General features: G+C 70.1%; 26 protein-coding genes. 9 read left to right on the top strand and 17 right to left on the bottom strand.

What is annotated here, in order from left to right; genetic code table 11:
* Window positions 1-117 precede the first annotated feature (117 nt).
* From NQK81_RS02435 to NQK81_RS02425, 3 genes are all read left to right on the top strand, one after another.
* Window positions 118-1,014: an endonuclease domain-containing protein gene (locus NQK81_RS02435; protein ID WP_257486845.1), complete on the top strand. Its 897-nt coding sequence runs from the start codon at window positions 118-120 to the stop codon at window positions 1,012-1,014.
* Between the two features lie 246 nt (window positions 1,015-1,260).
* Window positions 1,261-2,577, top strand: coding sequence for a hypothetical protein (locus NQK81_RS02430; RefSeq protein ID WP_257486844.1), 1,317 nt, complete (start codon window positions 1,261-1,263; stop codon window positions 2,575-2,577).
* Window positions 2,578-2,718: 141 nt separating this feature from the next.
* A complete protein-coding gene (locus NQK81_RS02425; protein ID WP_257486843.1) occupies window positions 2,719-3,237 on the top strand; it encodes a hypothetical protein in 519 nt (172 codons plus the stop codon).
* A gap of 154 nt (window positions 3,238-3,391) precedes the next feature.
* On the opposite strand, the gene NQK81_RS02420 is transcribed toward NQK81_RS02425, so the two are convergent.
* Window positions 3,392-3,757, bottom strand: coding sequence for a hypothetical protein (locus NQK81_RS02420; RefSeq protein ID WP_257486842.1), 366 nt, complete (start codon window positions 3,755-3,757; stop codon window positions 3,392-3,394).
* A 142-nt stretch (window positions 3,758-3,899) separates the two neighbouring features.
* Here NQK81_RS02420 and NQK81_RS02415 point away from each other — a divergent pair, with 142 nt between their 5' ends.
* Window positions 3,900-4,175, top strand: a complete 276-nt coding sequence (locus NQK81_RS02415) for a hypothetical protein (protein ID WP_257486841.1) — start codon at window positions 3,900-3,902, stop codon at window positions 4,173-4,175.
* A gap of 19 nt (window positions 4,176-4,194) precedes the next feature.
* On the opposite strand, the gene NQK81_RS02410 is transcribed toward NQK81_RS02415, so the two are convergent.
* From NQK81_RS02410 to NQK81_RS02370, 9 genes are all read right to left on the bottom strand, one after another.
* The gene (locus NQK81_RS02410) at window positions 4,195-4,359 is read right to left on the bottom strand and encodes a hypothetical protein (protein WP_257486840.1); all 165 of its coding nucleotides are present in this window, start codon (window positions 4,357-4,359) and stop codon (window positions 4,195-4,197) included.
* A 23-nt stretch (window positions 4,360-4,382) separates the two neighbouring features.
* The gene (locus tag NQK81_RS02405) at window positions 4,383-4,994 is read right to left on the bottom strand and encodes an ATP-dependent DNA ligase (RefSeq protein WP_257486839.1); all 612 of its coding nucleotides are present in this window, start codon (window positions 4,992-4,994) and stop codon (window positions 4,383-4,385) included.
* 767 nt (window positions 4,995-5,761) lie between these two features.
* Window positions 5,762-7,168 (bottom strand): pyridoxal phosphate-dependent decarboxylase family protein, encoded by a 1,407-nt coding sequence (locus NQK81_RS02400; protein WP_245976228.1) that lies wholly within the window; start codon window positions 7,166-7,168, stop codon window positions 5,762-5,764.
* 8 nt (window positions 7,169-7,176) lie between these two features.
* The gene (ribA, locus tag NQK81_RS02395; RefSeq protein ID WP_116050402.1) at window positions 7,177-8,442 is read right to left on the bottom strand and encodes a GTP cyclohydrolase II; all 1,266 of its coding nucleotides are present in this window, start codon (window positions 8,440-8,442) and stop codon (window positions 7,177-7,179) included.
* The gene (locus NQK81_RS02390; protein WP_116050404.1) at window positions 8,435-9,769 is read right to left on the bottom strand and encodes an MFS transporter; all 1,335 of its coding nucleotides are present in this window, start codon (window positions 9,767-9,769) and stop codon (window positions 8,435-8,437) included. The genes ribA and NQK81_RS02390 overlap by 8 nt, the downstream gene beginning before the upstream one ends.
* 34 nt (window positions 9,770-9,803) lie before the next feature.
* A complete protein-coding gene (locus NQK81_RS02385; RefSeq protein ID WP_116050406.1) occupies window positions 9,804-10,940 on the bottom strand; it encodes an LLM class flavin-dependent oxidoreductase in 1,137 nt (378 codons plus the stop codon).
* A 5-nt stretch (window positions 10,941-10,945) separates the two neighbouring features.
* Entirely contained in the window at window positions 10,946-11,779 is an 834-nt protein-coding gene (locus tag NQK81_RS02380) for an alpha/beta fold hydrolase (RefSeq protein ID WP_116050408.1), read from the bottom strand.
* On the bottom strand, window positions 11,776-12,183 hold the full coding sequence (locus NQK81_RS02375) for a RidA family protein (RefSeq protein ID WP_116050410.1): 408 nt from the start codon (window positions 12,181-12,183) through the stop codon (window positions 11,776-11,778). The genes NQK81_RS02380 and NQK81_RS02375 overlap by 4 nt, the downstream gene beginning before the upstream one ends.
* A complete protein-coding gene (locus NQK81_RS02370; protein ID WP_116050412.1) occupies window positions 12,164-12,709 on the bottom strand; it encodes a flavin reductase family protein in 546 nt (181 codons plus the stop codon). The genes NQK81_RS02375 and NQK81_RS02370 overlap by 20 nt, the downstream gene beginning before the upstream one ends.
* 129 nt (window positions 12,710-12,838) lie before the next feature.
* Here NQK81_RS02370 and NQK81_RS02365 point away from each other — a divergent pair, with 129 nt between their 5' ends.
* Window positions 12,839-13,477, top strand: coding sequence for a TetR/AcrR family transcriptional regulator (locus NQK81_RS02365; RefSeq protein WP_162830257.1), 639 nt, complete (start codon window positions 12,839-12,841; stop codon window positions 13,475-13,477).
* On the opposite strand, the gene NQK81_RS02360 is transcribed toward NQK81_RS02365, so the two are convergent.
* A complete protein-coding gene (locus NQK81_RS02360; RefSeq protein ID WP_116050416.1) occupies window positions 13,467-14,903 on the bottom strand; it encodes an aldehyde dehydrogenase family protein in 1,437 nt (478 codons plus the stop codon). The genes NQK81_RS02365 and NQK81_RS02360 overlap by 11 nt on opposite strands.
* Window positions 14,900-16,501: a class I adenylate-forming enzyme family protein gene (locus NQK81_RS02355; protein WP_162830258.1), complete on the bottom strand. Its 1,602-nt coding sequence runs from the start codon at window positions 16,499-16,501 to the stop codon at window positions 14,900-14,902. Before NQK81_RS02355 ends, NQK81_RS02360 begins: the two co-directional genes overlap by 4 nt.
* 103 nt (window positions 16,502-16,604) lie before the next feature.
* Here NQK81_RS02355 and NQK81_RS02350 point away from each other — a divergent pair, with 103 nt between their 5' ends.
* Window positions 16,605-17,825, top strand: a complete 1,221-nt coding sequence (locus NQK81_RS02350) for an acetyl-CoA C-acetyltransferase (RefSeq protein ID WP_116050421.1) — start codon at window positions 16,605-16,607, stop codon at window positions 17,823-17,825.
* Between the two features lie 221 nt (window positions 17,826-18,046).
* On the opposite strand, the gene NQK81_RS02345 is transcribed toward NQK81_RS02350, so the two are convergent.
* The 4 genes from NQK81_RS02345 to NQK81_RS02330 are packed head-to-tail and all read right to left on the bottom strand — an operon-like array spanning window position 18,047 to window position 22,418.
* Complete coding sequence (locus tag NQK81_RS02345) at window positions 18,047-20,404, bottom strand: site-specific integrase (RefSeq protein ID WP_116050423.1); 2,358 nt, start codon at window positions 20,402-20,404, stop codon at window positions 18,047-18,049.
* A gap of 17 nt (window positions 20,405-20,421) precedes the next feature.
* A complete protein-coding gene (locus tag NQK81_RS02340) occupies window positions 20,422-20,754 on the bottom strand; it encodes a helix-turn-helix domain-containing protein (protein WP_116050425.1) in 333 nt (110 codons plus the stop codon).
* Window positions 20,755-20,767: 13 nt separating this feature from the next.
* On the bottom strand, window positions 20,768-21,940 hold the full coding sequence (locus tag NQK81_RS02335) for a tyrosine-type recombinase/integrase (protein ID WP_211323322.1): 1,173 nt from the start codon (window positions 21,938-21,940) through the stop codon (window positions 20,768-20,770).
* Window positions 21,941-21,983: 43 nt separating this feature from the next.
* Window positions 21,984-22,418, bottom strand: coding sequence for an ATP-dependent DNA ligase (locus NQK81_RS02330; protein WP_257486838.1), 435 nt, complete (start codon window positions 22,416-22,418; stop codon window positions 21,984-21,986).
* A 465-nt stretch (window positions 22,419-22,883) separates the two neighbouring features.
* On the opposite strand from NQK81_RS02330, the gene NQK81_RS02325 reads away from it, so the two are divergent.
* The 3 genes from NQK81_RS02325 to NQK81_RS02315 all read left to right on the top strand — a co-directional run bounded on the left by NQK81_RS02325 (window position 22,884) and on the right by NQK81_RS02315 (window position 24,560).
* On the top strand, window positions 22,884-23,018 hold the full coding sequence (locus NQK81_RS02325; RefSeq protein WP_257486837.1) for a hypothetical protein: 135 nt from the start codon (window positions 22,884-22,886) through the stop codon (window positions 23,016-23,018).
* A 49-nt stretch (window positions 23,019-23,067) separates the two neighbouring features.
* The gene (locus NQK81_RS02320) at window positions 23,068-23,439 is read left to right on the top strand and encodes a hypothetical protein (RefSeq protein WP_257486836.1); all 372 of its coding nucleotides are present in this window, start codon (window positions 23,068-23,070) and stop codon (window positions 23,437-23,439) included.
* 401 nt (window positions 23,440-23,840) lie between these two features.
* Complete coding sequence (locus tag NQK81_RS02315; protein WP_257486835.1) at window positions 23,841-24,560, top strand: hypothetical protein; 720 nt, start codon at window positions 23,841-23,843, stop codon at window positions 24,558-24,560.
* Window positions 24,561-24,636: 76 nt separating this feature from the next.
* On the opposite strand, the gene NQK81_RS02310 is transcribed toward NQK81_RS02315, so the two are convergent.
* Window positions 24,637-25,710, bottom strand: a complete 1,074-nt coding sequence (locus tag NQK81_RS02310) for a DUF5005 domain-containing protein (protein ID WP_257486834.1) — start codon at window positions 25,708-25,710, stop codon at window positions 24,637-24,639.
* Window positions 25,711-26,102 lie beyond the last annotated feature (392 nt).

Below are 26,102 nucleotides of genomic sequence, written 5' to 3'. Positions count from 1 at the left end.
CCCCACAGTGCCGGCAGGCCGGCTCGGCGACGCACCGCCCTTGGCGCGGCCATGACGTCCCGTCGAGCGCCACCCCCTGGCCTGGACGAATGGCCGGAACATCGGCAGGAGGCGCTGTTGTGGCGGTTCGCGCTCACACTGGACTACGACGGCGTGGACGACTACGTTCGCGCGAACGCGGACACCCCTTGCCTGAATCCGGACTGGCGGCCGCCAGGGGGGCATCTGACTGCTGTGCTCGGCGACGATGGCCGCCACCACCTGTTCCGCGATCAGGTGGCATTGTGTACCGGAGTGTTCTATATGAGCGAGGTAGCCGCGGCGATGCGTGACCGGCGTGGGATGAGCCGAGGCCTCGACGCCACCACTCAGACCGCTCTCGGGGCTCGGCTGGTTGCCGAGGCCGAGGAGCTCCGCCGCCAATTCGCGACAGAGGAATACGTCCGCCATGACGGACGTATTCCACATGACCGGATCTGCTCCTGGTGGACCGATGGAACAAGCTATCGGATGTTCGCGCCGAAAACGGCACCGCCCGAACACCAACGTCGCCCGCTGACCGACGAGCAGGTGACGTGGAGCGTCGGTCTGGTCGGCGGTCCGGTCGACCCGTCCACAGTGCCGCCGTCGCGGCGATGCACGTTTGTCGGCGGCCGGAGCGTCTGGCCCGCCTACCTCGGGACCGATCGCCTGAGCCGGATCAGGCAGCAACTGACCGACCACGCCGGACCGCTCTGTCACGCGTGTGGACGGACCACCGGCATGGTGGTCGACCACGACCACTTCACCGGCATGTGCCGCGGCCTCGTTTGCTGGGACTGCAATGCCTGGCTAGACACCTGCCCCCACCTCAAGGGCTGCCCCTGGGCGGAGTACCTCAACGCACCGCCCGCTCTCGGCCTACAGCTACGCCACCCGCAGGCGGCCAAGGACCACCAGCATGACCGTGCCCGGATCGACTACCTCGGCTTCGACCCGATCGCCCCGGCAAGATCATGGACACGTCGACGCTGACACCGGGAGAGATCAGGAGTGGTTGAGTTCGGAATGCGCGTAGCGCGCAAGGTTCGGGGTTCGCCGCCAGGATCCGCGCAGCCTCCGGCATTGCCGGACGCACCAGGCGCTGGATAGGCCCTCCCCCGTGCTGCGCGCTATGGTCCGAGGGTGGGAACGGGGCGCACCTCCGAGGGCACGGCCGGCACCACGACGTGGTTGGTCGGGGTGCAAGGCTCTGCATCGGATCGCGAGCCGCTCAGGGTGATGCGGCACGCGACTCGGCCTGGCCTGCCCGCTCTGCCCTATGCGCATATCGCCGCCGACGAACGACGAGCACCGTTGCGCGATATCGAGGGCGCGACGATTCTCTACGTTCCGGCTGGTGTCATGTCCTGGAATCTCGGGCCGCGACTACCGTTGTCCGAGCGGGTCCCACTGGTCTTCCGGCACCGCCCCGACATCTGCATCATCGCCGCTGCCCTCGACGACCGGCGGTGCTGGGCACAGCTGCGCGACACTGCCCCGGTGGTGTTCACGCTCGCGCCGGACTCGACCGTCGACCCGCTGCTCATGGCGTCGATCCTGTACTTCCACAAGATCTCCTCGGGGCGGACGTGGATGCCACACCAGCTTCTCGGGACCACACTGGACGTCCAAGTGGACGGGATCACCGTCGCCGTCACGATCGAAAACCCAGCCCCCGCGGACGAACAACCACCTGACCTGCTCGCACCACGCCCGACCGTTTCCCCCCGCGGCCGGCACACCCCGCGGCCATCGTGGTCCGACGCCGTGGACCAGGCGGCCACCCACACACGCGACCATCCACTGGCCAAGCCCGTCACGGTCGGCACTTTCGCGCTGTGGCCCCTGGCCGTGTACGCGACCGGGATCGAAACCGGCCAGTACGCCAGCACGGTAACTCTCGAACAACTTCGCTACCGTCTCGGCGAAGCCTGGTATGCCGAGGACTGGCCCTTGGCCGTGTCCCGGTGTCTGCGCTGGCTCGTCGCGCAACTCCGCCACGCCGGCCACAGCGCCGTCCTTCCGTCCCCGGCGACCAGGCCCCTAGGCGGCCCACTCGATGCCCTGAGGATCGCTGCGGACATAGCGCTGAACCATCTCCACCGACTCACCTCACCGCGGCATGATGACCCCGTCGTGGCCGCATGGACCGAACTGACCCGCTCGATCGTCGACATCAGCCCCGCTGACGAGGGCAGCGACGGCCTTGTCTGGCCCACGACCTACCGGTGGAGCGACCACGCGCACACCGCCTGGACCGTCATGGTCGACCGGGTCGATTCCTTGCTGATCGCGCACCACGGCGGGCTCCTCCCCGGAACACGAGTGCGCATCCAGGCTCCCCACGAACCCGCCATGAGCGGCAGCGGGGCGACCACGGAGATGGGCACATCCGGCTGTGCGGTGATTCGTGCACCGCTGTGGACCTTCGACCACGACCGTCGTGTCGTCGCCGGACCTCCGCAGCGCTACTTCCTCACACCTCCCTCGAGGTTCGACATGTCGGTCCCCGTCGATGCCGACCGGCTGGTGATTACGCCCTCTGGCGCCGACTGACGAAGCGAGCCCTCGGTCGCACGATGATGGAGTTGCCGCCTGCGTCCACCACACTGCCGGCGACGGCGGCTCCGGCCGTGCCGTGACCCCGCCCACTGCCGGACCTCCCCAGACCGGCGTGGATCTGCCACAGTGATCGGCATGATCGCACCGGCCCCCGACCTATCCGACGCCGAGCTGACAACCCTGGCCGAGAGGCTCGGCCAAGCCGTCACCCGCGGCGAACTCGCCCGCGAGACCGCGATCGGCGAGTTGCTCGACCAGGCCGACGGCGGGCTCACCCCAGTCGGCGCGGCCGAGATGATCGACCACTGGAACCTCGACCTGCCCGACTATCGCGAGGCCTTCGAAGATCTTGTCGGCCCACCCGAGGCCTTCGTGGCGACGTCTCCCGATCAGCGGTTCGAGCAGGCACGGCGACTGCTGCTGATCAGCCTGATTTCCAGTGACATCGAGGACCTGGGCCAGGACGTGGCCGCCGGACGCCGGACCCGCGCCGACGCGATCACCGCCCTGCAGAACAACGCGGACACAGCGCTCAGCACCGAGGACGCCGGACGGCTCGTCGACGACTGGGCCACCGTGGGGATCCGCCACTCCCGGGCGCTGCGGTTCCTGGTCCGCCTCCTGCCCGCCTCCGGCACCGGTACAGGCGCCTAGCCCGCCCTAGACTCGGTCCATGACCACCAGCACCGGGCCGTCGTGGGCTGACGCCGTGGTCGCCGCTGACGCGATGACGGCCTGGCACCAGCGCGACAACCGGGACCCGGAGGTCGCCGTTCCGGCCGAGACCGTACAGCTGCTCGCCCTCGCGTTATGGCGTGTCGCCGCCGACACAGGTGTGTCCATCGACAACACGGGCCTGGGTAGGCCCGTTGTGACTTACCTCCGGAACCCGCAGGCGCTGCTGGCTGGGCCTGCACCGACCGACGCGCCCGCGCTCGGGCAGCTCGACCCGACCGATGGCGTGCTGGAGACCGCGGAATGGATCATCACCCGCAATTTCAGGCAGCACGACCCCGGTGAACGGCTCGGAGCCACCGACGACGGCCTCCCGGACGGCCTCACGGTCCGAGAACGACTCGACGAGATCGACCAGGACCCCGCCGGCCAGCCGCCGCTGCCCGCAACCACGAAACTGGACGACCAGGCACTGCTGGTCACGAAGGAACTCGCCCATCAGCGGTGGATCCCCACCGACACCGAACGCCGGATCGCGGAGGCTGCGGTACTCGCGCTGAGGACCTTCGACGCGGTACCGACCGTGTTCGACCGATCGTTGGCTGGCGCGCCTCCGGCGGCTGGCGCAGAGCCGCGACCTGGTGCGCGACCTGGCCGAGCGGCATCGATCAGACATCTCGCCACACCTGGACGGCCTGCTGGCCGCGACCACAGACCTGCTCCACGTCGTCACCGCACCCCTGCCGGAACTGGACTCCGCGTGGTCCACCCGGCCCGCGCAGCAACGCCTTCCTCACTGGGAACGGCTCCATTTCCCGCTGGAGACCCGGGCCCGGATCACCGAGGCCGAGCGCACCGTCGGGTTCACCCGCGTCACGCTGGTGAACGTCTGCACCGGCGAGCTCGGCCAATGGTGATGTACCGGGGTGACAGGAGTCAGGCGGGCTTCCTCCAGTAGAAGTTGTGGCGAAGCAGACCACGGTCGACGACCGCGTTGGCGCTCACCAGTTCCCAGCCCGCGACCGCCATCTCGTTCATGTGCTGGTCGACGGCGGTGGCGGGACCTGTGCTGCTGTGGTGGTAGATCCAGCGTTGGGTCATAGCTCCCTTATAGCGGACGGTGTCTAGCCGTCCAGGTCCTCGATGGTGAGGTCGGTTCGCACCCGGTGCACCCTCGGCCGCAGGCGGCTGGTGAACGACGTGACGGAGGCCTCGGCTTCGACTTCGACCACGAGGTCGGGCCGCACCGGCCGGAACTCGGTCTGGCCCCGGCCGAACACGGCCGACGACACTTTCTGCGGTGGCTCCCCAGTCGGCATGACGTGCTCACCGACCTGTGCCGCCACGGCCGGGGTGACCGGCAGGGACAACCCGATCCTGCGTAACCGACCGGTCTCGTCGGGACGGGCCAGGACGAGTTCGCTGGGCCGGTCAGCGGTACCGGTCACGCCAACCACGACGGCGTCGACGACGGTCATCGTGCGGATCTTCACCCAGGCCCCGGTGCGGCCGGGCCTGTAGCGAGAATCCCCGAGCTTCGCGACAAGGCCCTCGATGCCCACCTGGCTGGCCTCCGGGTTCATCCACTGCATCGCGACGTCCCGGTCGGCTGTGCTCGGCGTCAGTTGCAGTGGCGGCGTGACACCGGCGAAGAGCCGCGCGAGCTGGTCCCAGCGCGCGCGATACGGCCTCGTCCGGTAGTCGGTGCGCTGATCGGCGAGCAGGTCGAAGGCCAAAGTACACGAGTTCGCGAAATCTGACGCTACTTGGAGCGGGAACCCATCACGGGACGGCCATGTTAGGTCGGGCGAGCGTGAAGATCCGTCCGTCAGGCCGCCTTGGCCTGGCGCGGTCGCCCCCTCATTCTGGTCATCGCTGAGGAACTCGATCGACCAAGGCCCAGTGGGCGGAGTGTCCGGGCCGCGGCAGCCACACCCCCATTCCCTTTGGCTTTCACCTGCCTCCGGGCGTCTGCGCTCCTGAGATCCGCGACCCGCTGGACCTCGCGCACCTGCCATGCTTCGAACCTTCGAGCGATGGAGAGCCGAGAGACCAGTACGGCGGCCGTTCAGGAGCAGAGGCTCGCCGAAGTCGGGTCGTCGTGTTGACGGCAGCGCCCATGATCGGGAAGCACCTGGCGCATTCGCCGGCGATCTGTTCGAGGGTTCGTTTGACCTTTGATTCCCGGCCAGGCGGAGCAGGCTCATGCCAAGTTTCCTCAGCGTCGCCACCGGCGTAGGCGTGCTGGTCGAGTTCTTGCCAGACGACGTCGCGGATCCAGTGGCTGCGGTATCAATGACCAACTGTCCGTGGACGAGTGCCGCGATCCGGGCGGGGTCCTTGGTGCCTGGGGATCTGTAGCTGCGCGATCACGATCGTCTGCTGGTGCTGCAGCGCGGAGAGGATCTCGCTGCCCGCCGCGCTGCCCGGGGCCGATCGTGTCCCGTCCATGCCGTCCATCGCCGGCGCACGCAGGTCGGCCGTTGGGCCGCCGTCCCTACCGTCACCGGCAACGGCGCTGTCGCGAGCGGGGGACGGCGCCGCTGATGACGTCGAGGGCCTCGTCGACGTGTGCGCGGTGGGTGCGGTAGCTGAGCACACACAGCCGGAGCGTGAGCCGCCCGTCAAGGACGGTGCTGGAGCAGAACACCCGACGCGTGGCGTTGATCCGCTGGAGTAGCGCGCGGTTGCCCGGGTCCCCACCTGGCCCGCGGAAGACCACGGTGCTGAGCTCGGGCAGCTCCAGCGGTTCCAGGTCCGGGTGCTGGGCGAGCCGGGCGTGGGCGTGGCGGGCCAGGTCGAGCTTCTCGTCGAGCGCGGCGCGGAACGCCTCGACGCCGTGCAGGTGCAGCGGGAACCACAGCCGCAGCCCGCGGTGCTCGCGGGTGAGCTCGGACCCGAGGTGCGCGTAGTCGGGCAGCGCCGTGTCCCCGATGTCCTGCAGGTACGCGCCCCGGTCGTCGTCGGTCAGGGCGCTCGCGAGCGTGGCGGGGTCACGGACGAGCAGCACCCCGGTGCCGTAGGGCAGAAAGAGGCTCTTGTGCGGATCGAGGGTGAGCGAGTCGGCGCGCTCGACTCCGGCGAGGCGGGCCCGGCCGCGGTCGGTGAACTGGAAGAAGCCGCCATAGCAGCCGTCGACGTGGAACCACAGCTCCTGATCGGCCGCGATCGCGGCGAGCTCGGTGAGCGGGTCGACCGCCCCGGCGTTGGTCGTGCCCGCGGTGCTGACCAGCAGGAACGGGGTGAGGCCGGATGCGCGGTCCGCGGCGATCGCGGCGCGGGCGGCAGCTGGGTCGATGCGGCGCCCGTCGCTGGTGGGGACGAGCCGGACCGCCGAACGCGGCAGGCCCGCGATCCGCGCGGCCTTCATGACGCTGTGGTGTGCCTGATCGGACAGGTAGAGCCGGGCCCGGCTGAGGTCGGTTCGGCCCAGGTGCCGTTCCCGCGCGGCCACGACGGCGGCGAGCAGAGCCTGCGACCCACCGGTGGTGATAAGTCCGGTCGCACCGGCGGGCAGCCCGAACACCGACGCCAGCCAGCGCAGCAGCCCGTCCTCCAGCGCGACGAGACCCGGGGCGAGGTCGGCGAGGCCGGTGTAGCGGTTGAGAACGCGGGCGACCAGCTCGGCCACCGCGGAGCTGGGCAGCCCGCCGCCGGGGATGTAGCCGAAGTAGCGCGGACCCGCCGTCTCGACGGCGAGCGCAGCCGCCGACCGGACCGTGTCCAGCAGCTCCGGCAGCGGGGCGGGGGCAGCGCCGGGCGGCCGACGGAACGGTTCGAGGTCGGCGGGGCGACGGCCGTCGGCCGGCGCGCCGCCGAGACCGGTCAGGAACTGCCCGAGGGCGGCCTGCACCGGCGGCAGCAACTCGTCGAGCGGATGCCGCTCAAGCGCGTGGTCGACGTGGTCCACGGTTCCTCCTAGCCGGCATCGCGCTCGGCGTCGTCGACGGGCTGGTCGAGGTGCGTGAGCTGGTGCCCGAGCCGGTCGCGCTTGGTACGCAGGTAGCGGATGCTCGCCGGCCCGCCCGGCAGCTGGTGCGGCGACCGCCTGACGTCGAGGCCGGAAGCGGCCAGCGCATCCAGCTTCGCGGGGTTGTTGGTCATCAGCTCGATCCGGTGCACGTCTAGCTCCCGCAGGATCGCGGCCGCGGCCTCGTAGGTCCGCTCGTCCGCCGCAAAGCCGAGCCGCAGGTTGGCCTCGACGGTGTCGAGGCCCTCATCCTGCAGGTCGTAGGCGCGCAGCTTGCCGCTGAGCCCGATGCCGCGCCCCTCGTGTCCCCGCAGGTAGACGAGCACGCCCCGGCCCCGCTCCGCGATGCGCTGCAGGGCGGCCTGCAGCTGGGGGCCGCAGTCGCAGCGCAGCGATCCCAGCGCCTCGCCGGTCAGACACTCCGAGTGCACCCGCACCAGCACAGGATCGGCTCCGTCAGGATGGCCGCCAACGTCGCCCATGACGAGAGCGAGGTGCTCGGTGCTCGCGTGGTCGCGGTAAACGGCCGTGCGGAAGACCCCGTATGGGGTCGGCAGCTGCGCCGTCGCGGTGCGTTCGACGCCAGCGCACTGACGGCGGTGGGCGATCAGGTCGGCGACGTGCACGGTTGCGAGCCCGTGCATGGCGGCGAACCCGGCCAGTTCGGCGGGCCCGGCCATCCTGGTTGGGTCGGAGGGCGAGACCACCTCGCAGAGCACGGCCGCTGGACGGAGCCCGGCGAGCCGAGCCAGGTCAACTGCCGCCTCGGTGTGACCGGGCCGGGTGAGGACCCCGCCCTCTCGGGCCCGCAGCGGCACGACGTGACCCGGGCGGGTGAGCTCGGCCGGGGCCGTCGCGGGGTCGGCGAGCAGCCGGGCGGTCCGAGCCCGGTCGCGGGCCGAGATCCCGGTGCCGACGCCGTCCCGGGCGTCCACGGTGACCCGATAGGCCGTGCCGCGCGGCTCGGTGCTCGCCGCGGTCATCGGGGAGAGGTGCAGCCGGTCGCAGGCCTCCCCAGCCAGCGCCACGCACACGAAGCCCGAGGTGTGGGCGACGACGAAGGCCATCGTCCGCGCCGTCACGAGCTCGGCGGCGACGACGAGGTCGCCCTCGTCCTCCCGGCCCTCGTCGTCGATTACGAGAACCGGGCGTCCGGCGCGCAGGTCCTCGGTAGCGCGCCGGAGCGACGCCTCGCCGCGGTCCTGGTCATTCACGAGCCACCACCACCTCCGTCGCCGCGGCGAGTTCGACGGTCCGCGTTTCGCGGAACGCCAGGACGCAGACCAGGCTCAGAACGCAGATGCCGGCGACGTAGATCGTAACCGGCCACGAGGCGCCGGCGGCCTCCTGCAGCGCGGTGGCTACGAGCGGCGCGAGCCCGCCGCCGAGGATCGCGCCGACCTGGTAGGCGAGTGACGATCCGCTGTAGCGGACGCCGGTCGGGAACAGCTCGGCGAACAGCGCACTCTGCGGCGCGTACGCCGCGGCGAGGCCGTTGGCCATGCCGATCACCGCGAGCACGATGAGCACCGGGGCCCGCGTGTCGAGCAGCGGGAAGTAGACCAGCGACCAGACCAGCAGCGACCACGAACCGATCAGATAAACGCGCCGTCGGCCGATCCGGTCCGAGAGCCCCGCGTACACCGGGATCAGCGCGAACCACACGAGCGCGCCGACGAGGACCGCGGAGAGCATCACGCCCCGCGGCACCTGCAGCTGGCTGGTGCCGTAGGAGAGCGTGTAGACCATGAAGAGGTAGCCGATGCCGTTCGTCGCGATGAACGAGCCCGCGGCGATCGCCACCGTCCGCTTGTGCCGGCGCAGCAGCTCCAATACGGGGGTGTGCTCGCGGGTCTCCCCGCGCCGTTCGGCGGCGACGAAGACGGGGCTCTCCTCCACTCGCAGTCGGATGGCGAGCGCAATCACGATGAGCAGGGCGCTCGCGAGGAACGGCACCCGCCAGCCCCACGAGGCGAACTGCTCGGGGCTCGTCAGCAGCGTCATCCCGAGGAAGGCGAGCGTCGCGAGGACGAGGCCGGCCGGCACCCCCATCTGCGGCGCGCTGCCGTACAACCCGCGCCGGCCCGGCGGGGCATGCTCGACCGCCATCAGCGCCGCTCCGCCCCACTCCCCGCCGACGCCGATGCCCTGCACGAACCGGAGGACGGTCAGCAGGACCGGCGCGGCGACGCCGATCGTGGCGAAGTTCGGCAGCAGCCCGATCAGTACGGTCGCCGCGCCCATCAGCGCGAGCGAGGCCACCAGGCTGGTTTTGCGACCCAGCCGGTCGCCGTAGTGGGCCATCACCACGCCGCCGAGCGGGCGGGCGAGGAAGCCCACGGCGAACGTGCCCAGCGCGGCGAGGGTCGCGGCGGTCTGCGAGAGCGCAGGGAAGAACTGCGGCCCGAAGATCAGCGCGGCCGCCGATCCGTAGAGGAAGAAGTCGTACCACTCGATGGTCGTGCCGAGGAAGCTGGACGTGACGGCGCGCCTTGCGGCGCTGCGGTCGCCGGTCGCAACGGCGGGACTGGCGTTCTGCACGGCGGTCTCCTGGGGTGGGCGGGGTATGTGAGTCTCAGTCGCCGAGCTTCGCGATGACCTTCTCGCCGAACTCGGTGATCGCTTCGAGCTCGGCACCGGGGTCGAAGCAGTTCGCGTGGTGCCAGAGGAAGACCTCCTCCACGCCGAGCTCTTCCTGCAGGTGCTCGAGCTGGCGCAGCGCGTCGTCCCCTGTGCCGGTGAGCTGCCGGCCGAGGGGGACGTGGTAGGGCGTGACGTCGTAGGCGTAGGCGAACAGGTCGCGGAACCGCTCGGCGTACGCCTCCGAGGCGCTGCGCGTGGGCTGCACCAGCAGGTGACCGCCGACGGCGAGGCCGCCGCCTGCCGGGACCAGGCGACCGACCGAGGCGGCCTCCTCCGCATAGACCTGCTTCGTCGTCTTCAGGAACTCCTCGTCCTCGACGAAGGAGACGAGCGAGACGCCCTCCTGCGCCCAGAACCGCGCGGTGGTCATGCTGAACGCGAACGGTGAGTACAGCGGCGGGTGCGGGCGCTGCTTCGGCTTCGGAACCACCGAAATCTCGGTGAGCACCCCGTCACGGGTGCCGCGTCCGGAGTCGAGGGTGGGCGGGAACTGCCAGGGGACGTCCGCGGGCGGGACCTTCCAGACGTCGCCGTCGTAGGAGAAGCAATCCTCGGTCCAGGCCCGGCGGATGATCTGGAAACACTCCTTGAGCAGGGCCCGGTTGCGCTCGTCGGCAGCGGACTTGTCCGAGGTGGCGGCGCCGACGCCGACGTGCTGGCCGAGCACCGACGCGTAGCGCGGGGTGTTGCTGCGGGAGAAGCCGCAGAAGGTGCGGCCGCCGGTCATGTGGTCGAGGACGGCGAGGTCCTCGGCCACCTGCAGCGGATTGCGGCACGGCAGGGGGATGCCCAGTTGTCCGACCGTCATCGTGGTCGTGTGGGCCGCCATGTGCGCGCCGTAGAGGACCGGGTTGGTGTTGACCTCGACGCCCTCGGCCTGGAAGTGCTGCTCGGTCCAGCACACACCGGAGAAGCCGACCTCCTCGGCGTGGACGACCTGGGCAGTCATCCGCTCCAGCATCGTCGAGAAGCGCTCCGGGTCAGCGCCCGGCAGCGGCTGGCCGGCGAGGCCGCGGCGCAACTCATCCGCGCTCGCCATGTAGGGGATCTGCAGCAGGTAGAAGCGCATGTCGGTCACTCCTTGGTCTGGTCCTGGTCGGCGAGGAAGCCGAGGGCGACGTGGTTGAACTCCTCGGCGAGCTCGATGTTGAAGGCGTGCGCGGCGCGCTTGCCGGTGAACAGGTGCCAGCGGGCCCGCGGGAGCTGCTCGTAGACCCACCGGCTGTAGCGCGGGGGGAACGATGCGTCGAGCTCGCCTGCGGTGACCAGCACCGGGACGTCGATCCCGGCGAGCTGACTGCGCGTGTCGTGGTGGCGGTCGGCGTGCAGGTGCCCGCGCAGGCCGGGGCCCGCCTCCAGGTGCGGGTTCGTGATGAAGGCCGCGGTGACCGTGTCGGCGACCCGCGCAGGCGTGCGGGTGGCGAGGTAGTGCGGGCTGAAGACCCACATCTTCACCGTCCGGAACGCGGCCTGCCGGTCGCCGCGGGCGAGCGCGTCATCGGTGGTCGCGATGAAGGCCGAGCGCAGCCACTCGTCGGCGTACGCCCACGTAGCGTGCAGCTGGGCGCTCGCGACGGCGGCGGGGTGGCGGATCGCGAGCTGTTGTGCGATGCACGAGCCGAGCGAGTGGCCCACCACGTGTGCCGGCCCGAGGTCGAGCGCCCCGAGCAACGAGGCGACGTCGTCGGCCATCACCTGCGACGAGTACGACTCCGGATCGCGGTAGATCGTCGAGGCGCCTGCGCCGCGCATGTGTGGTGTGATCACCGTGTACTGCCGGGCGAACACGTCGCGCTGCTGCGCCCACCAGGTGTCGTCGCACCCGGTGCCGGCGATGAGGACGACGGGCGCCCCGTTGCCGGTGACCTCGTAGTGGATCTCCGGCCCGTCCGGCACCTGGTGGATCATCGCGGGTCTCCGACGGCGGCTTCGGCCTCCACCTCGATCAGCGCGTGCTCGTCGACCAGCGCGCTGACCTGCACCATCGTGATGGCCGGCAGGTGGTCGCCGAAGACCGTGCGCCACGGCTGGCCCAGGGTGCGGACGGCTCCGCGGTACGCGTCGAGGCTCGTGAGGTAGATCCGCAGCGCCACGACCCGACCCGCGCTGGTGCCCGCTGCCTCGAGCAGCTGCGCGAGGTTGGCCAACACCGCCGTCCACTGCGCGGTGAAATCGGCGTCGGTTGCGACGGCCCCGGTGGCCGGGTCGCAGCCCAGCAGCCCCGACACCGCGAGGCGGTCACCCTGCCGGACGGCGTAGGCGTAGCCCTTCGCCGGTGCCCATCCCGGCGGATCAATGCGTGCGAGCGACATGCGCGTCGTCCTCTCGTCGTCGTGCGGGATCCCGGAGCTCGGATGTGGAGAGCAGCTGGCCCCGCGCGAACACGAGCGCGTCACCGATCGATGTGCCCCCGATCGCCGCGGCGAGCCCGATGAGGATCAGGTGGTCCCCGGCGGAGTGCACGGCCGTCGTGCGGCAGTCGATCCACGCGAGGGCACCGTCCACGACGGGCGACGCGGTGTCTGGGGACGGCCACCAGTCCACGTCCGCGAAGCGGTCCACGCCCGGGCGCGCGAACCGCCGGCACAGCTCGGCCTGGTCACCGGCCAGCACGCTCACCGCGAACCGGCCGCTCTCCCGGATGGCCGGAAGCGTGGTCGAGCCACGGGCCATGCAGAACCCCACCAGCGGCGGTTGCAGCGACACCGAGAAGAACGAGTTGACGGCCACCCCGCGCGGTTGACCCGCGCCGTCGGTCGTGCAGATCAGCGCGACTCCCGTCGCGAAGCTGCCGAGCACCTGCCGGAACCGCGCCTCGGTGATCCCACCGCTGGCCATCCCGTCACCTCCATCCGAACTAACGTTAGGATGGATCGCGGTAGAGGGGTCTGTCAAGGGATCGTCCTAACGTTCGTTCGGACCTGTTACGGTCGCTCGGAACGGCGGGAGCACGATCGGGAGGCACGGATGGCTGGAGCGCAGGAGAGCGCTTCCGAGAAGACAGGGGGACGCCCGCGACGCACCCGACTGGAGGACGTGCTCGACATCGCTGAGCAGCTGTTCAGCGAGCAGGGCTTCAAGGCGACCTCGATGCGAGGCATCGCGGCGCGGATGGGCCTCAAAGCCGGGAGCCTCTACACCCACGTCTCCTCGAAGGACGAGATCCTCTGGGAGATCGTGGAGCGGGTTGCGCGCATGTTCACCGACTCCGCTGAGCGAAGCGCCCGGTCGGAAGGCTCCGCGCACGACCGCCTGCGCGCGTTCATGCGCGGCCATATGCGGATCGTCGCCGAGCACCGGGCGATGGCCAGCGTGCTGCTCATGGAGTGGCGCGAGCTGTCGCGGGCGTCGGACAAGGACATCCGCGGGATGCGCGACGCCCACGAGGCGTTCCTGAAGGAAATTCTCGACGCGGGCGTGATGAGCGGGGAGTTCCGCGCCGAGCACGTGAAGTGGGCGCGGCTGCTCATCCTGTCCGCGTTGAACTGGTCGAGCCAGTGGCTCGACCCGAATGGCCCCGAGTCGGCCGAGGCGGTCGCGGACCACTTCTTCGACCTGGTGGTCCGCGACCGGCTCGGCACCGGGGAGCAGCCGGTCAGCCCGTAACCACCGGTGGCCGCTGGATTGCCTTGACCACCTGGAACTCCTCGATCCCGAAGCGGCCGAGCTCGCGACCGTATCCCGAGAGCCTTCGACCGCCGAACGGCGCGGCTGGGTTGAAGGGGGCACCGTTGATGTCGACCTGCCCCACCTGCAACCGCCGCGCCACGGCGAGCGCGCCGTCCGGGTCGCGCGCCCACACGCCCGCAATGAGCCCGTAATCGCAGTCGTCGGCCAACCGGACGGCGTCGTCGACGCCATCATGCGCCTGCACCACGAGCACCGGGCCGAAGACCTCCTCGCGCGCCACGCGCATCCCGGGCGTGACGTCGGAGAGCACCGTGGGCGCGACGAACCAGCCGCGTTCCAGGCCGGGCGGGGCCGCGGCACCGCCGGTGACCAGCCGGGCGCCCTCCTCGAGGGCCTGCGCGATGTGCTCGCAGACGCGGGACCGCTGCCGCTCGGAGACGACCGGGCCCATCCGGGTCGTCCGGTCGCGCGGGTCACCGAGCCGCCACATGACTGCGACGCGCTCCGCGATCTGCTCGGCCTCGCGCAGCCGCGCCCGCGGCACAATGAGGCGGGTGAAGGCCGAGCAGACCTGGCCGGAGTTGAGGAAGCAGCGGTTGACCGTGTCGGTCACGGCCGCGTCTAGATCGGCGTCGTCCAGCACCACCTGCGGCGACTTGCCGCCCAGCTCGAGGGCGACCGGCCGGACCCGCTCCGCGGCGAGCCGGGCGACCCGCCGTCCTGCGGCGGTCGACCCGGTGAACGAAACCATGTCGACGCCCGGATGGGAAACGAGCGCCTCCCCCGTCGTCGGACCGTCCCCCGGGACCAGGTTGACTACCCCGGGCGGAACCCCGACCGCGTCGAGGATCTCCGCAAGCAGGAACGCGGTGCCCGTCGTCTGCTCCGCGGGCTTCGCGACGACCGTGCACCCCGCCGCCAGCGCTCCAGCGATCTTCGCGGCCAGCTGGTGCAGCGGGAAGTTCCACGGGGTGATGCATCCGATGACGCCGACCGGCTCGCGCACGACGAGGGAGTGCCCGACCTCCTCGGCCAGTTCGGGCTCGTCGAGCACATCGGCCGCGCCGGCGAAGTCCGCCACCGCGAGCCCGACGTGCACGCGCCTGCTGATGCCCAGCGGTGAACCGAGCTCCGCGGTGACCAGATCGGCCAACTCCGCGGTGCGTTCCCGCACGCCGTCGGCGACCCGACGCAGCAGCGCGGCACGCTCCCGGCGGGACGTCGCTGCCCATCCGGACTGCGCGGCGCGCGCCGCCGCGACGGCGGCGTCGACGACCTCCGGGCCGGCTACCGGGGTAATCCCCAGCGGCTCCTCGGTGGTCGGATCGACCACAGGGACCGCGCCGGTCCCGGGGCACGGCACCCACCTGCGGTCGATGTAGGCGCGCTGACGTTCGATCATGGGGTCTCGGCTCCGTTCGGGAGTGCGTGGTAGAGGTCGGAGGTGGTCCACGGGGCGCGAGAGGACACCTCGTCGCGGAGCAGCGACTTTGCGATCTTGCCGGTGGGCAGCCGGGGAACCTCGCGCCGGAAGAAGATCAACCGGGGCAGCTTGTAGCCGGCGAGCCGCTCTCGGCAGAACGCGCGTAGCGCCGCGGGATCGGGGGCCGCGCCGGTCATCGGGACGACCACGGCGCCGACCAGCTCGCCCCAGTGTTCGTCCGGCACCGGAACGACCGCGACCTCGGCGACGTCGGGATGCCGGGCGAGGACGAGCTCCACCTCGCTGGAGTAGACGTTCTCTCCGCCGGTGATGATCACATCCTTCAGGCGGTCGCGCAGGTGCAGGTAGCCGTCGTCGTCGAGCAGTCCGAGGTCTCCGGTGCGCAGCCAGCCGTTACGCAGCGCGGCGGCCGTCTGCTCCGGGTTCCGCCAATACCCCCGCATGACGCCCGGCCCGCGCACGGCGACCTCTCCCACCCGTGCCGGAGGCAGCGCCTCCCCGCGATCGTCGAGGATGCGCAGCTGCACACCGGGGACGGCACGGCCGACCGAGGACGTGCGGTCACAGCCCGTGCCGCCCCAAGCGGTCGCGTACTCCGCCGGCTGCAGGTAGGTGGTGAGGAGGGTCGTCTCGCTCTGGCCGTAGATCTGACCGACGTTGCAGCCGAAGGCCGCGGCGGCACGGCGCGCGAGTGACTCCGGTATCGGTGCCCCGCCGAAGTCGATGGTGCGCAGGACCGTGGGGCGCGGTGCACGCTCCTGCTCCTCCACGATCGCCTTGAAGATCGTGCCCGTGGCGATAAGGCGGGTCACCCGCTGCTCGGAGATCACGCGCAGCGCGGTAGCCGGGTTGAAGTTGATGAGGACCGTGCGCGCGCCCTGCAGCCAGTACGCGACGGGAGCGGCGAGTACGACATGGAACATCGGACCTGCCACGAGGTACGTGTCGTCGGGCCGGATCCCGCAGACCTCCACGAGGGCTCTGGCGGTCGCGAGCATGTTGTCGTGGGTGAGGACCACACCCTTCGGGCGACCGGTGGTCCCACCGGTGTAGCAGATCCAGGACGGATCGGATGGCGCCGTCTCGACGCCCGTGCGGCGACATGGGGCGACGTCCTCACACTGGCTGCGGAGGTCGCCCGCGCCACCATGCGCCCCGTAGATCCACGGCTCCACGCCACCGGTGTCCACCTCGTGGACGACATCGGCGAACTCCTCATGGACGAGCAGTGCAGACGGTGCGCAGTCGCGGAGGATCGCGGCGATTTCCTCCGGGGCAAGGCGGTAGTTGACGGGGGCGTAGACCGCGCCGATCTTGTTCACCGCGGCGTAGACGGGTACCAGCTCGAGGCCGTTCCGCGCGAGCACACTCACCCGCGCGCCTGGCCGGACCCCGCGCTGCGCCAGCACGGTCGCGAGGCGCTCGGCGAGGTCGTCGACCTCTGCCCACGTCAGCGCGGCGCCGTCGGATCCCATGAGGGCCTCGGCGTCCGGCGCGCGTCGGGCGTTCCGCTCGATGATCTGGTGGACCAGCACCTCGCCGCGCCCTTCTTCCATAGTGTCTTGGCAGCAACCCAACTTCGTCCTAACGTTAGTTCGGACAGTGGCAGCATGTCCAGAACCCGCACGAGGGTGCGGGCCACCACACCGAGGAGCACCCATGCCCGAAGCCGTAATCGTCTCCGCGGCCCGGTCCCCGATCGGCCGCGCACACAAGGGATCGCTCACCACGATCCGCCCCGACGACCTGACGGTGCAGATGGTGCGCGCCGCCCTCGCTCAGGTCCCGCAGCTCGACCCGGCCGACATCGACGACCTCATGCTCGGCTGCGGCCTGCCCGGCGGGGAGCAGGGCTTCAACATGGCCCGCGTGGTCGCCGTCCTGCTCGGCCACGACTCCGTGCCGGGCACGACGATCACCCGCTATTGCTCGTCGTCGCTGCAGACCACGCGGATGGCCCTGCACGCCATCAGGGCGGGCGAGGGCGATGTGTTCGTCTCCGCCGGCGTGGAGACGGTGTCCAGGTTCCAGAAGGGCGACTCCGACTCCCACCCCGACACCCACAACCCGGTCTTCGCCGACGCGGAGGACCGCACCCGCCACATCGCCGAGAACGGCGCCGACTCGTGGAACGACCCCCGCGCTGACCAACACCTGCCGGACATCTACATCGCGATGGGGCAGACCGCGGAGAACCTCGCCCGGTTCAAGGGCGTCACCCGCGAGGACATGGACCACTTCGGCGTCCGGTCGCAGAACCTCGCCGAGAAGGCCATCGCCAACGGCTTCTTCGCCCGCGAGATCAGCCCGGTCACCCTGCCCGACGGCACCGTGGTCGAGAAGGACGACGGGCCGCGCCCCGGCGTCACCTACGAGGCCGTCTCCCAGCTCAAGCCGGTCTTCCGGCCGGACGGCCGCGTCACGGCCGGCAACTGCTGCCCGCTCAACGACGGCGCCGCCGCCCTGGTGATCATGTCCGACACGAAGGCGGCCGAGCTCGGCATCACCCCGCTCGCCCGCGTGGTCTCCACCGGGGTCACCGGGCTCTCCCCCGAGATCATGGGCCTCGGCCCCGTCGAGGCCTCGAAGCAGGCGCTCGCCCGAGCCGGCATGACGGTCGACGACGTCGACCTCGTCGAGATCAACGAGGCGTTCGCCGCCCAGGTCCTGCCGTCGGCCCGCGACCTGGGCGTCGACGAGGAGAAGCTGAACGTCAACGGAGGCGCGATCGCGCTCGGCCACCCGTACGGCATGACCGGGGCCCGCATCACCACCACCCTGCTCAACGGCCTGCGCACCCACGACAAGACCATCGGCCTGGAGACCATGTGTGTCGGCGGCGGCCAGGGCATGGCGATGGTCCTCGAACGGCTGAGCTGACCACCCGGAGTACCTGGAAGACAAATGCCGCTAGCACTATGCGCCACTCTTCTGATCAGCGGGACGCGACAGCAGCTCATGATCGCGGCGCTCGACGTGGATCATTCCGTTATGGCTGCTCGCCATGATCGGCACCATGACGCTCGGGTTTACTCGCTGTGCCGGGAGTCGTGAGCACGCGGATCGGCATCGCGGTACTGGTCGTCCCCTGGCCGAGCTAGTCATCGGGTTTTGGGCAACGCCTTGTCGGGGTGGGCCGCGTTCACGTACTTCACCGCGGTGGAGGGGTGGATGCCGAAGAGGCGGATGAGGTGAACTGGATCGGCGGTGTGCTGCGCCTCGTGCAGGACGCGGTCGCGCCACAACTGCTTGGGGACCAGGCCGACCTGGTCGAAGGCGGCTCGCAGCCCGCAGTAGCTCAACGGCGGGCGGGCCGGGTGGTGGGCGGACTGGCTGGTGATGAACAGGTGCGGGTTGGTGGTGTCGAGCCAACGGCGGTGGCGTTCGGTCAGCCAGGCGTTGATCAGATCCACGGTCAGTTCGTCGAGGTAGACGGTGTGCGTGTGCCCGCGGCGAGGGACTCGGATGACCAGCCGGATGAGGTCGAGATCGTCGAGGCGCAGCCGGGTGACCTCAAGCGGGCGAAGCCCGTGGACGGCCACCAGCGCGACCAGCAGCCGAGCGCGGGGACCGTCAACCTCGTCGAGTAGCCCGCGTAGCCGGTCGCTGGGCAACGGAGCCGGCACGCGCACCGGGGTGCTGAGCGAGATCCTGGCCATCGGGTTGTGGAAGACGAGCCGTTCCTGCTTGAGGGCGGCGAAGAGCGTGCGCAGGACGTGGTGCAGGTCGCGCGCTTGGCTGCCGTGCCGGCGGGCGAGTTCCTCGCGAATGTGGGTGGCGGTGATCTGGCGCATATCCAGGCCGGCCTCGGCCCAGCAGAGCAGGACGGGTAGGGCGAGGGAGAGGTAGCGGCGGATCCGCTCATAGCTGGCGGGCTGGTGGCGGCGGCGCCCCTGGCCGCGCAGGACCCGCACCCAGGCGTGCAGGTGGCCGGCCATCGGTTCCGGGAGTGTGTCGATCCTGGCCGCGATGACGTGTTGGTGGTGCCGATTGCGGCGATTGGTGTCCAGGTCAGCGACTGCGGTGCTGGGATACCGCTGCTGGTCGGCCCGCAGCCGTTGATCGGGCTCATCTGGTTGTAGGAGGCCGTGTTGGTGGAGGAAGTCGAGCACGCGGCGGGTCGAGGGCGAGGTGGCGCTCGCGGCCAAGGCGCGCACGTCGCGTTCTCGGAACGGCGCCCGGGCGCCGAGCCAGGCCAGTAACGTGCGCAACAACGCGGTGCCGCCCGGCGCCCCACCCCCGCTACGAGCCGGTGCGTTAGCAGTGAACTCGGCGAGCAGCGCCGCCGCTAGCTCGGTGAGCGCGGGCAGCTCATCCGCGGTGAGGGCTCGGATCGCGCTCCAGTCACGATCGACCGTGAGCAGCGTGTGCTGGCCGGGATCAACCAGATGCGGCGACGGTGGACGGACCGTGGCCGTGGTGGCGCGGCGTCGTGCCCGTTCCCGCAGTGTCGGTCCGGACTCCTTGTGTGGGGTGAACCCCAGCACCCCGGCCTGGGTCGAGAGGCGGAAGGCGAGATCGCCGGCGAAGGTCAGCTGCGTATCCCGCCCGGCCAGCGGGCCGAACTCGCGCACGACCAGCAGACACCCCCGGCACAGGCCCTCCTCAGCGTGGAGGGGCAGGAGATCGCGCCGGCAGCGCCCGCATCGACCCGGCGGATAGCGGACGCGGTCGTCGCGCCAGCACGCGCAGCCGCGGCAGCGGCGTGTGGTGATCCCCCAGCTGTGGCAGTCCTCGCAGCCGCGCACTGGGTGGCGAGGTGGAGCAAGTGCCCGACGTGGCCGCAGCAGCCCCGCGTGATCGAGCACCTGGGCGCCCGCCGCCTTGAGCGGCAGCGCGATCTGGTCGAGTACCTCCTCGTTGACCAGGGTGTCGCCGTCGGCGTCGCGAACAGCGAGGGCGAGCCGGAGCAGGCTCATCACCATCCGCGGCCACGTCGGGCTCAAACCTGCTTCCGCGGCCATCGCTTCGGCCTGGGCGACCAGCATCACCTCCTCCGGCCAGCGGCGCTCGGCGATCCGGTGGCGGTCGGCCCGCACGAGACGTCGACGCGGGGAAGGCAGCAGGCTCAGCTGCCCGGGAACGACGGCCGGGAGAAAACCGGGATCTCCGCGGGCCTCCGTGACGACGCGCGGGGTCAGGGCCGGAGCCGGGTCTCGCCGTGAGCTGCGGGGAAGGCTGTAGACCGGTCCGAGGCCGAGCCCGACGATGTGCAGGTGCAGCTGGTTGGCGAATGGCAGGCCCACTGCGCGCCCTGCGCTGAGCTCGGCGCGGGCGGCGATCACACACCCCCGGCACAGATCGTCGCCGTCGACCGGCAGAACCCGCAGGCAGCCCCGGCACTCCCGCCGGCCGGCGCTGTGCGCCTGCCAGGACTGGCAGCTCGCGCACTGGCCGTCGCGGCCGAGCTTGATCTGGCCCCAGGCCAGGCACGTCTCGCACTGGCGGGCCCACCGCACCCGATGGCCTCCTCGGGTCAGTTCGGGGGCCGACGTCGCCGCGGCCCGTCCTTGCGTGGCACCGGGCGCACCGGCCCGGGCTCGGCACCGGCTGCCGCAGCCTGGGGTGCCTGCTCGCTGCCTTGTCGATCGGTCAGCGGCTCGGCTTCGAGCAGGTCCGCGACCGTGCAGTGCAGGGCCTGACAGATCCGGTCGAGATCATCGAGGCGGACCGTCACCGGGGTGCCACCCCAGAGCGCGGCGACCTTGCTCAGAGACGGGTTGAACCCAACCTCCCGGAACGCGGCCAGCAGGTCGGTCGGTCGCCAGATGTCGCGCTTGGCCGCGACCCAGCGCAGATTCCACTTCATCCCAGATTCCTGTTCATCGCAGGCTCCCCGCGTCGCGCACCAGCCGCTGCGTCGCTCGGCTGGCCGCCGCCCGGCCGGCCTGTTCCGGATCGGCCTGCGCGCTGGCCAGATAGCGGACGGTCGTTGTGGTCCACTCATGCCCCAACAGCTTCTGCACCTCCCACAGCGTCATCCCCCGTTCGTAGTTGTGCGTCGCGCACGCATGGCGCAGCAGGTGCGGGTGCAGCTCGGCGACCGGGCCGGGCAGAAAGCGGCGGGAGGCGGTCTTCAACGCCCGCCGGAACGTCGCTGGCACCACCGCGGGCGCGATCGGCATGTTCAGCGCGGCCACCAAAGGCGGAGTCCGCTCAGAGGGGAACAGCGGCGCCAGCGGGTGCTCCGGGTCGTCGCGGAACAGGCCGCGCACGTCCTCGACATACCACCACAGCAGCTCGCGGCCCTGCTCGAACAGGAACGCCTCCCGCTGACGCGGGCCGGAGCCGCGCGCGCCCTTGCCCTCCACCAGAAAGCGGCCCCACTGCCCGGACTCCCAGTGCACATCGGAGATCCGTACTCGACACAGCTCGCTCGCCCGGACCCCGGACAGGTAGGCGATCTTGGCCATCACGTAATCGCGGCAGGCGACGGCCTCCTTGCGGGCATCGGCCAGCACGTCGCGCCACCCGGCGAAGAACCGTGTCATCGCGGTCTGCGACGGCGGCACTCGCAGCCCGAAGTCTCCACGGTGACGGGGCCTGTTGAACGGGTCGACCGGAGACTCGACCGCCGCGCCGAACAAGCGGCTGATCTCACTCGCGTAGCGCTGCTCCAGGAACGCGAAGTATCCGTCGATCTTCGTGATCTTCGCGCGCACGGTCGCCCGCGCCCGCTTCCCCGGACCAGCGAAGTAGTGGTCCAACTGCTTGGGCTGCAGCCGCCACGGCACAGTGTCGTAGTACTCGCACAGCTCGATGACCGGCTTGACCAGCTGATCGATCGTGCCGGGCATCAGCCCGGCGGCATCACGCGCCCACTGATACTCCGCCAACGTGTCCAGATAGAACGAGCGCTCATCCTCCGGGGCGATCGCGGCGGACTGGCGCCGCTGCAAGGTGAACACATCGGCCAAACCCGACCCGGCGGCCTCGTCCCTGCCCGCCAGCACCTCCTCGCCAGCGACCCGCAGCCGAGTGTCAGAATCCCTCACGAACACGTAGATTAGACGATCAACTCGCAGATTCTGCGAGTGGCTATCGGAATCTCACGCCACAGAGCTGACAGGGCTGGGCGGAGCCTGACCTGTTCAGACCCGAACCTGACCCGCCGAAGGCGCCCTGGGAACCCGTGCGTGCTCCGGTTACGTAATACACCGTGATGCCCTCCGCCGCGCGGGTGCGCGGTGTGGAGGTCAGCGCCCCGAAGTCCAGCCGGCCACCGCGCAGGGCGACGAGCTCGCCGTCCAGGACGACATCGCCCAGCTGTGCCGCCGCGTGCACGATCTCCGGGAAGCGGCTGGACAGGTCGTTGTCCCGACGGGACTGCAGCACACCGTCGGCGGCGAAGAGCAGGGCACGCCAGCCGTCCCATTTGGGCTGGTAGATCCACTCGCGCCGGGGACGAGAGACCGGGACTTCCCGCGTCGACTGTGCCTGCGGCGGTGGCACCGGTGGCCGGAGCACGGCCATCACGTCACTGTTCCCGGAGCACGCATCCCGGACCTCCCGCGAGCCAATCCGGTGCCCTGTTCGAAGCGACTTCGCTCGTCCAGCGACGGTAACCCGGATGGCGCAATGACGCCGGATTTCGTAACCCGACCGGGGTGACGCCACGGCTTCCGTGCAGGACACGTCGGGCGGCCTGTTTCATGCGCGGGCTGGAATGCGACATAACCGGAACGACGAGCACGGGAGGTGTGGCTGGATGGGGCGTGACCGTAGGGTGCAGTTGCGCTGGGCGATCAAGACGGTGACGATCGGCGATTTCGACGAACGGCCGGTGACGCTGTCGTATCCCGGCATTGCGCTGGTCCGGCACCACGGTGACGAGGTCGTGGGCGAGGTGTGGCTGCCCGTGGGGAACGACGAGCCCAGCTTCGCCGACGACGAAGCCCTCATTGTCGAGCTGCGGACGTCAAGGACCAGGACAATGGCGTGCTGTGCGGGACTTGTCTGTCCGAGATCAACGACCGGCTGGCCAGCTATTGGACATCGTCGGCGACCGGCGACACCGACCCAGCTGCCCAGGCGGGCACCGTACCGGGCGACAACGAGGCCATCACCGCCTAATCCGACCGCACCAGCGCTGATTCCCTCCGAGCGGGGCTATCGTGGCACGATGTTCCTTCCGGTTCCGCGCGAGCGAGTCGAACTTGTCGAGGTAATCGGTCCCGACGGCACCGGCAACGATCAACTGGTGGCCATCTGGGACTCAGAGGACGCCCAAACCGGGCTGACGCTCATGGCCGGCCTGCCTGACGGTGAGCTCAAACGGTGCTTCATCCCCGCCTGGGAAATCCGGGCCCACAGCACCACGCAGTTCCTATTCGAAATCAGCTTCTGCTTCCGGTGCCATGGCGCGCGCCTGGCCGGGCCCACCGTATCCCCCGAGCACGCCATGATTCACGGCTTCGACGCTGAGCACTCCACCAGTCGAGAACTGCTGGCGCGGCTACAAGCAGCTGGTGAGGCCTCTGGGAGATCAGACTGATCCGCAGCACTTCCCGGGCACGCTCAACGTTGTCGTGGGTGGCATCGTGACAACCTCGTCGACCGTGCCGACGGGGTCCTCGAACTCGCGGTCTCCCGGTGGAGCTCGCCACGGGTGACGGCCTGGGCCAGGCCTGCCCCGGGTAGTGCCCGGCCACGCCCGTGGTACACCGGAGCTCGCCGGCGATCTTCCCGCAGCCGTCGGCAGGCGACGTCGATGAACCTCGGCGATATCCCAGGAGTGCTCGCGCGGCAGGGACCGATCCCAAGAGGCGGACTCGGCAAGCAACGGGTCATCAGTGCACGGTCCCGATTCGGGTTGAGAGCCATTCAGGTGATCGTTTCCGCGCGATGGTCCGACACGGTAGGTGTCGTCGGGCAACCCTCGCTAGCGTGAAGAATGTGAGCGCTGCCGATGACCACGAAACAGCTACCGGCCCCGCTCCCCACCGTGCGGGAGCGGCCTGGTCACCTCAGGACACCGCGACCCTGCTCGACGGGCTCCGCAACGGGGTGCCGGTCGACGATCTGGCGGAGACGCTGCAGCGCACGACCAGCGCGATCCAGGCGCGCTGTAAGAACATGCTTCCGCCGGATATTCAGACCACGGTGCTGCGGGCCGAGGCAGACCTCGTTCTTCGCGACAGGCTCGCCACCGATCCGGAGTTCGACCCCGCAGCTAACCTTGATGCCAACCTTCGCCGGAAATGGAACACCGAACGCGACGAGATCCTGATCCAGGGCTGGGGCAACAGCCGCCCCATGGCCGAGCTGGTCGCCGCGGTGGACGCGACCGAGATCGACATCGCCGGGCGCTGCATCCGACTGGGGCTGGCTCCGGACAGCCTCGTTGTCGCCGAGCGCCTGGGCTGCGTGCCCGACGGCGGGCTGGACTTGCGCTGCCGCATGATGCGTGACCGCACCGCCGCCAGCGTCTGGGTGCTCGTCATCGATGGCCTGCCCGACGGTCTTCACATCTCCCTGCACGCGACACCCGACGACGCGCATGCCCACTTCGCCGCCGTTACGGCAGCCAGCGCGCCCGACGACGCCATCACCGCCACCGTCGCACAACGAACGCTCGGCTCACCCCATGGGCCCGTCGAAACCTGGACCGCCTGAGCGACACACCGCGACCAACGCGGCCACGCCGCACCGAGTGGGCTCTCGCGGACGCCGTCACGCCGGTGGCGTCCGATCACGTCTCCACCGGCGGCCGAGCGCTGATCCGAACCCGCCAGAACCTGGGCCGGTAGATCGAACGGTCCGCCATCACATCCGCATAGGTCGAGTTCACGTTGTATGCCAACAAAAAACTGTCATCTGCGAGCCGGAGCAGTGTCGGGTTGTAGGCATAGCGGGTTCCCGCGTTCTCCGGAGGGGCGAGGAGCATGTGCGGCCCGGACCAGGGGCCACCCGGACTGTCCGCCCGGTATGCGACGATCGGCCATGTCCCGAACTCCCTCCGGGTGTCGGAGGTGACCAGCAGCCAGCCGGACTCGGGCCCGGGTAACGGGACCACGCTGATCTCGTTACTGACGCCGGTGAGCAGGCGGGTGGCCTCGCCTGGCCGCGGGGACCAGCCATCGACCGTCCAGTACCGCCACCGCCGCCCCGGCTGGGTTGCCGAGGTTGAGGCCAGCAGCAGGTGCTTGTGCTCGCCTTCATCAGCGACGCCGTAGACGAGTAGCTGGTCGCCGTCGCGGTGAACCGCGGCGCCCCACTGCACGCCGGTCTCGTCGTTGACCGGAGTGCGGCTGAGTACCCGAAGGTCCGGCAGCGACAGTTCGACGAGGATGGTCCGCACCCACGCGAAGTCCCACTCGCCTTTCACCGCGTCCGGTGCCGTGGCTCGGTATTCCTGGAAGAACACCCATGCTCGGTGCTGAGCGGCAGGAATGGCGGGGTCATCGATCGCGATGCCGTGTCCGGCCCACAACCACCGCGACAGCCCATCCGGGCCGACCGAGTTCAGTGGCGGCACCAGGGCCTCCGGTTCGGACGGTGTACCGCCGAGGACTGTCCGCAGCCCTCGGCGCGCGAGGTCCTCCACGACGATGCAGTTGTGCACCCACCGCCCGCCGGCGAGCATCGTGTCCGAGAACAACCACAGACGTTCATGTCCGGCAAGCTCGATGGCGATGGCGGAATCGCCGCCCATCCACCCGGTTTCGGTAGCGGCATGCACGGCGAATTGATGACCAAGAGAATGCGGTGCGGGGTCAACGGCGATGATGAAGTCGCCGGCCTCATCTGGCTGGGTGCAATTCACAGCTCATCATGGCAGTCTCCAGTTGGTGGCTGGCGGCCAAGCACCGTCCGGACGTCTGTTGGCCGGCAGTCCGCCCGCTCCACTGTTCTGCTGGCAGGTAGCCGAGCAGCCCAGCTTGAGCGTGACAGGTCCGCCGTTGGTGTCGCCGACGCAGCAGCAATCAGCGTGGCTTCTCCGGTTGAGGCAGGATCACCCGGGAATCGAGGTTGAGACTTCAGTAAACCTCGGTGGGAGCCGATAGCATGGCCGTTTGTGACCGCTCGCGCCGGGACTATGTCAGCAAGCTTGCTGCGCGGTTCAAATCCCGCGTGGACTGCCCGACCGCTCCGCCCACACACGCTGACACGGCAGCTCAGGGCACGTTACGTCGTTGGCGGAATCTCCGAGTCCTC

Source organism: Amycolatopsis roodepoortensis (genome assembly GCF_024628825.1).
Lineage (GTDB): Bacteria > Actinomycetota > Actinomycetes > Mycobacteriales > Pseudonocardiaceae > Amycolatopsis > Amycolatopsis roodepoortensis.
Note: the sequence above shows the minus strand (reverse complement) of the source record. Positions and strands in the feature narration are given on the sequence as shown.

What these genes read in the sequence shown, in the direction of transcription:
- NQK81_RS02430 (WP_257486844.1), top strand. Translation starts at nt 1,261, where the DNA reads ATGCGGCACGCGACTCGGCCTGGCCTGCCCGCTCTGCCCTATGCGCAT.
- NQK81_RS02425 (WP_257486843.1), top strand. Translation starts at nt 2,719, where the DNA reads ATGATCGCACCGGCCCCCGACCTATCCGACGCCGAGCTGACAACCCTG.
- NQK81_RS02420 (WP_257486842.1), bottom strand. Translation starts at nt 3,757, where the DNA reads ATGGGCGAGTTCCTTCGTGACCAGCAGTGCCTGGTCGTCCAGTTTCGT.
- NQK81_RS02410 (WP_257486840.1), bottom strand. Translation starts at nt 4,359, where the DNA reads ATGACCCAACGCTGGATCTACCACCACAGCAGCACAGGTCCCGCCACC.
- NQK81_RS02385 (WP_116050406.1), bottom strand. Translation starts at nt 10,940, where the DNA reads ATGCGCTTCTACCTGCTGCAGATCCCCTACATGGCGAGCGCGGATGAG.
- NQK81_RS02380 (WP_116050408.1), bottom strand. Translation starts at nt 11,779, where the DNA reads ATGATCCACCAGGTGCCGGACGGGCCGGAGATCCACTACGAGGTCACC.
- NQK81_RS02375 (WP_116050410.1), bottom strand. Translation starts at nt 12,183, where the DNA reads ATGTCGCTCGCACGCATTGATCCGCCGGGATGGGCACCGGCGAAGGGC.
- NQK81_RS02370 (WP_116050412.1), bottom strand. Translation starts at nt 12,709, where the DNA reads ATGGCCAGCGGTGGGATCACCGAGGCGCGGTTCCGGCAGGTGCTCGGC.
- NQK81_RS02365 (WP_162830257.1), top strand. Translation starts at nt 12,839, where the DNA reads ATGGCTGGAGCGCAGGAGAGCGCTTCCGAGAAGACAGGGGGACGCCCG.
- NQK81_RS02360 (WP_116050416.1), bottom strand. Translation starts at nt 14,903, where the DNA reads ATGATCGAACGTCAGCGCGCCTACATCGACCGCAGGTGGGTGCCGTGC.
- NQK81_RS02355 (WP_162830258.1), bottom strand. Translation starts at nt 16,501, where the DNA reads ATGGAAGAAGGGCGCGGCGAGGTGCTGGTCCACCAGATCATCGAGCGG.
- NQK81_RS02350 (WP_116050421.1), top strand. Translation starts at nt 16,605, where the DNA reads ATGCCCGAAGCCGTAATCGTCTCCGCGGCCCGGTCCCCGATCGGCCGC.
- NQK81_RS02340 (WP_116050425.1), bottom strand. Translation starts at nt 20,754, where the DNA reads ATGAAGTGGAATCTGCGCTGGGTCGCGGCCAAGCGCGACATCTGGCGA.
- NQK81_RS02330 (WP_257486838.1), bottom strand. Translation starts at nt 22,418, where the DNA reads ATGGCCGTGCTCCGGCCACCGGTGCCACCGCCGCAGGCACAGTCGACG.
- NQK81_RS02320 (WP_257486836.1), top strand. Translation starts at nt 23,068, where the DNA reads ATGTTCCTTCCGGTTCCGCGCGAGCGAGTCGAACTTGTCGAGGTAATC.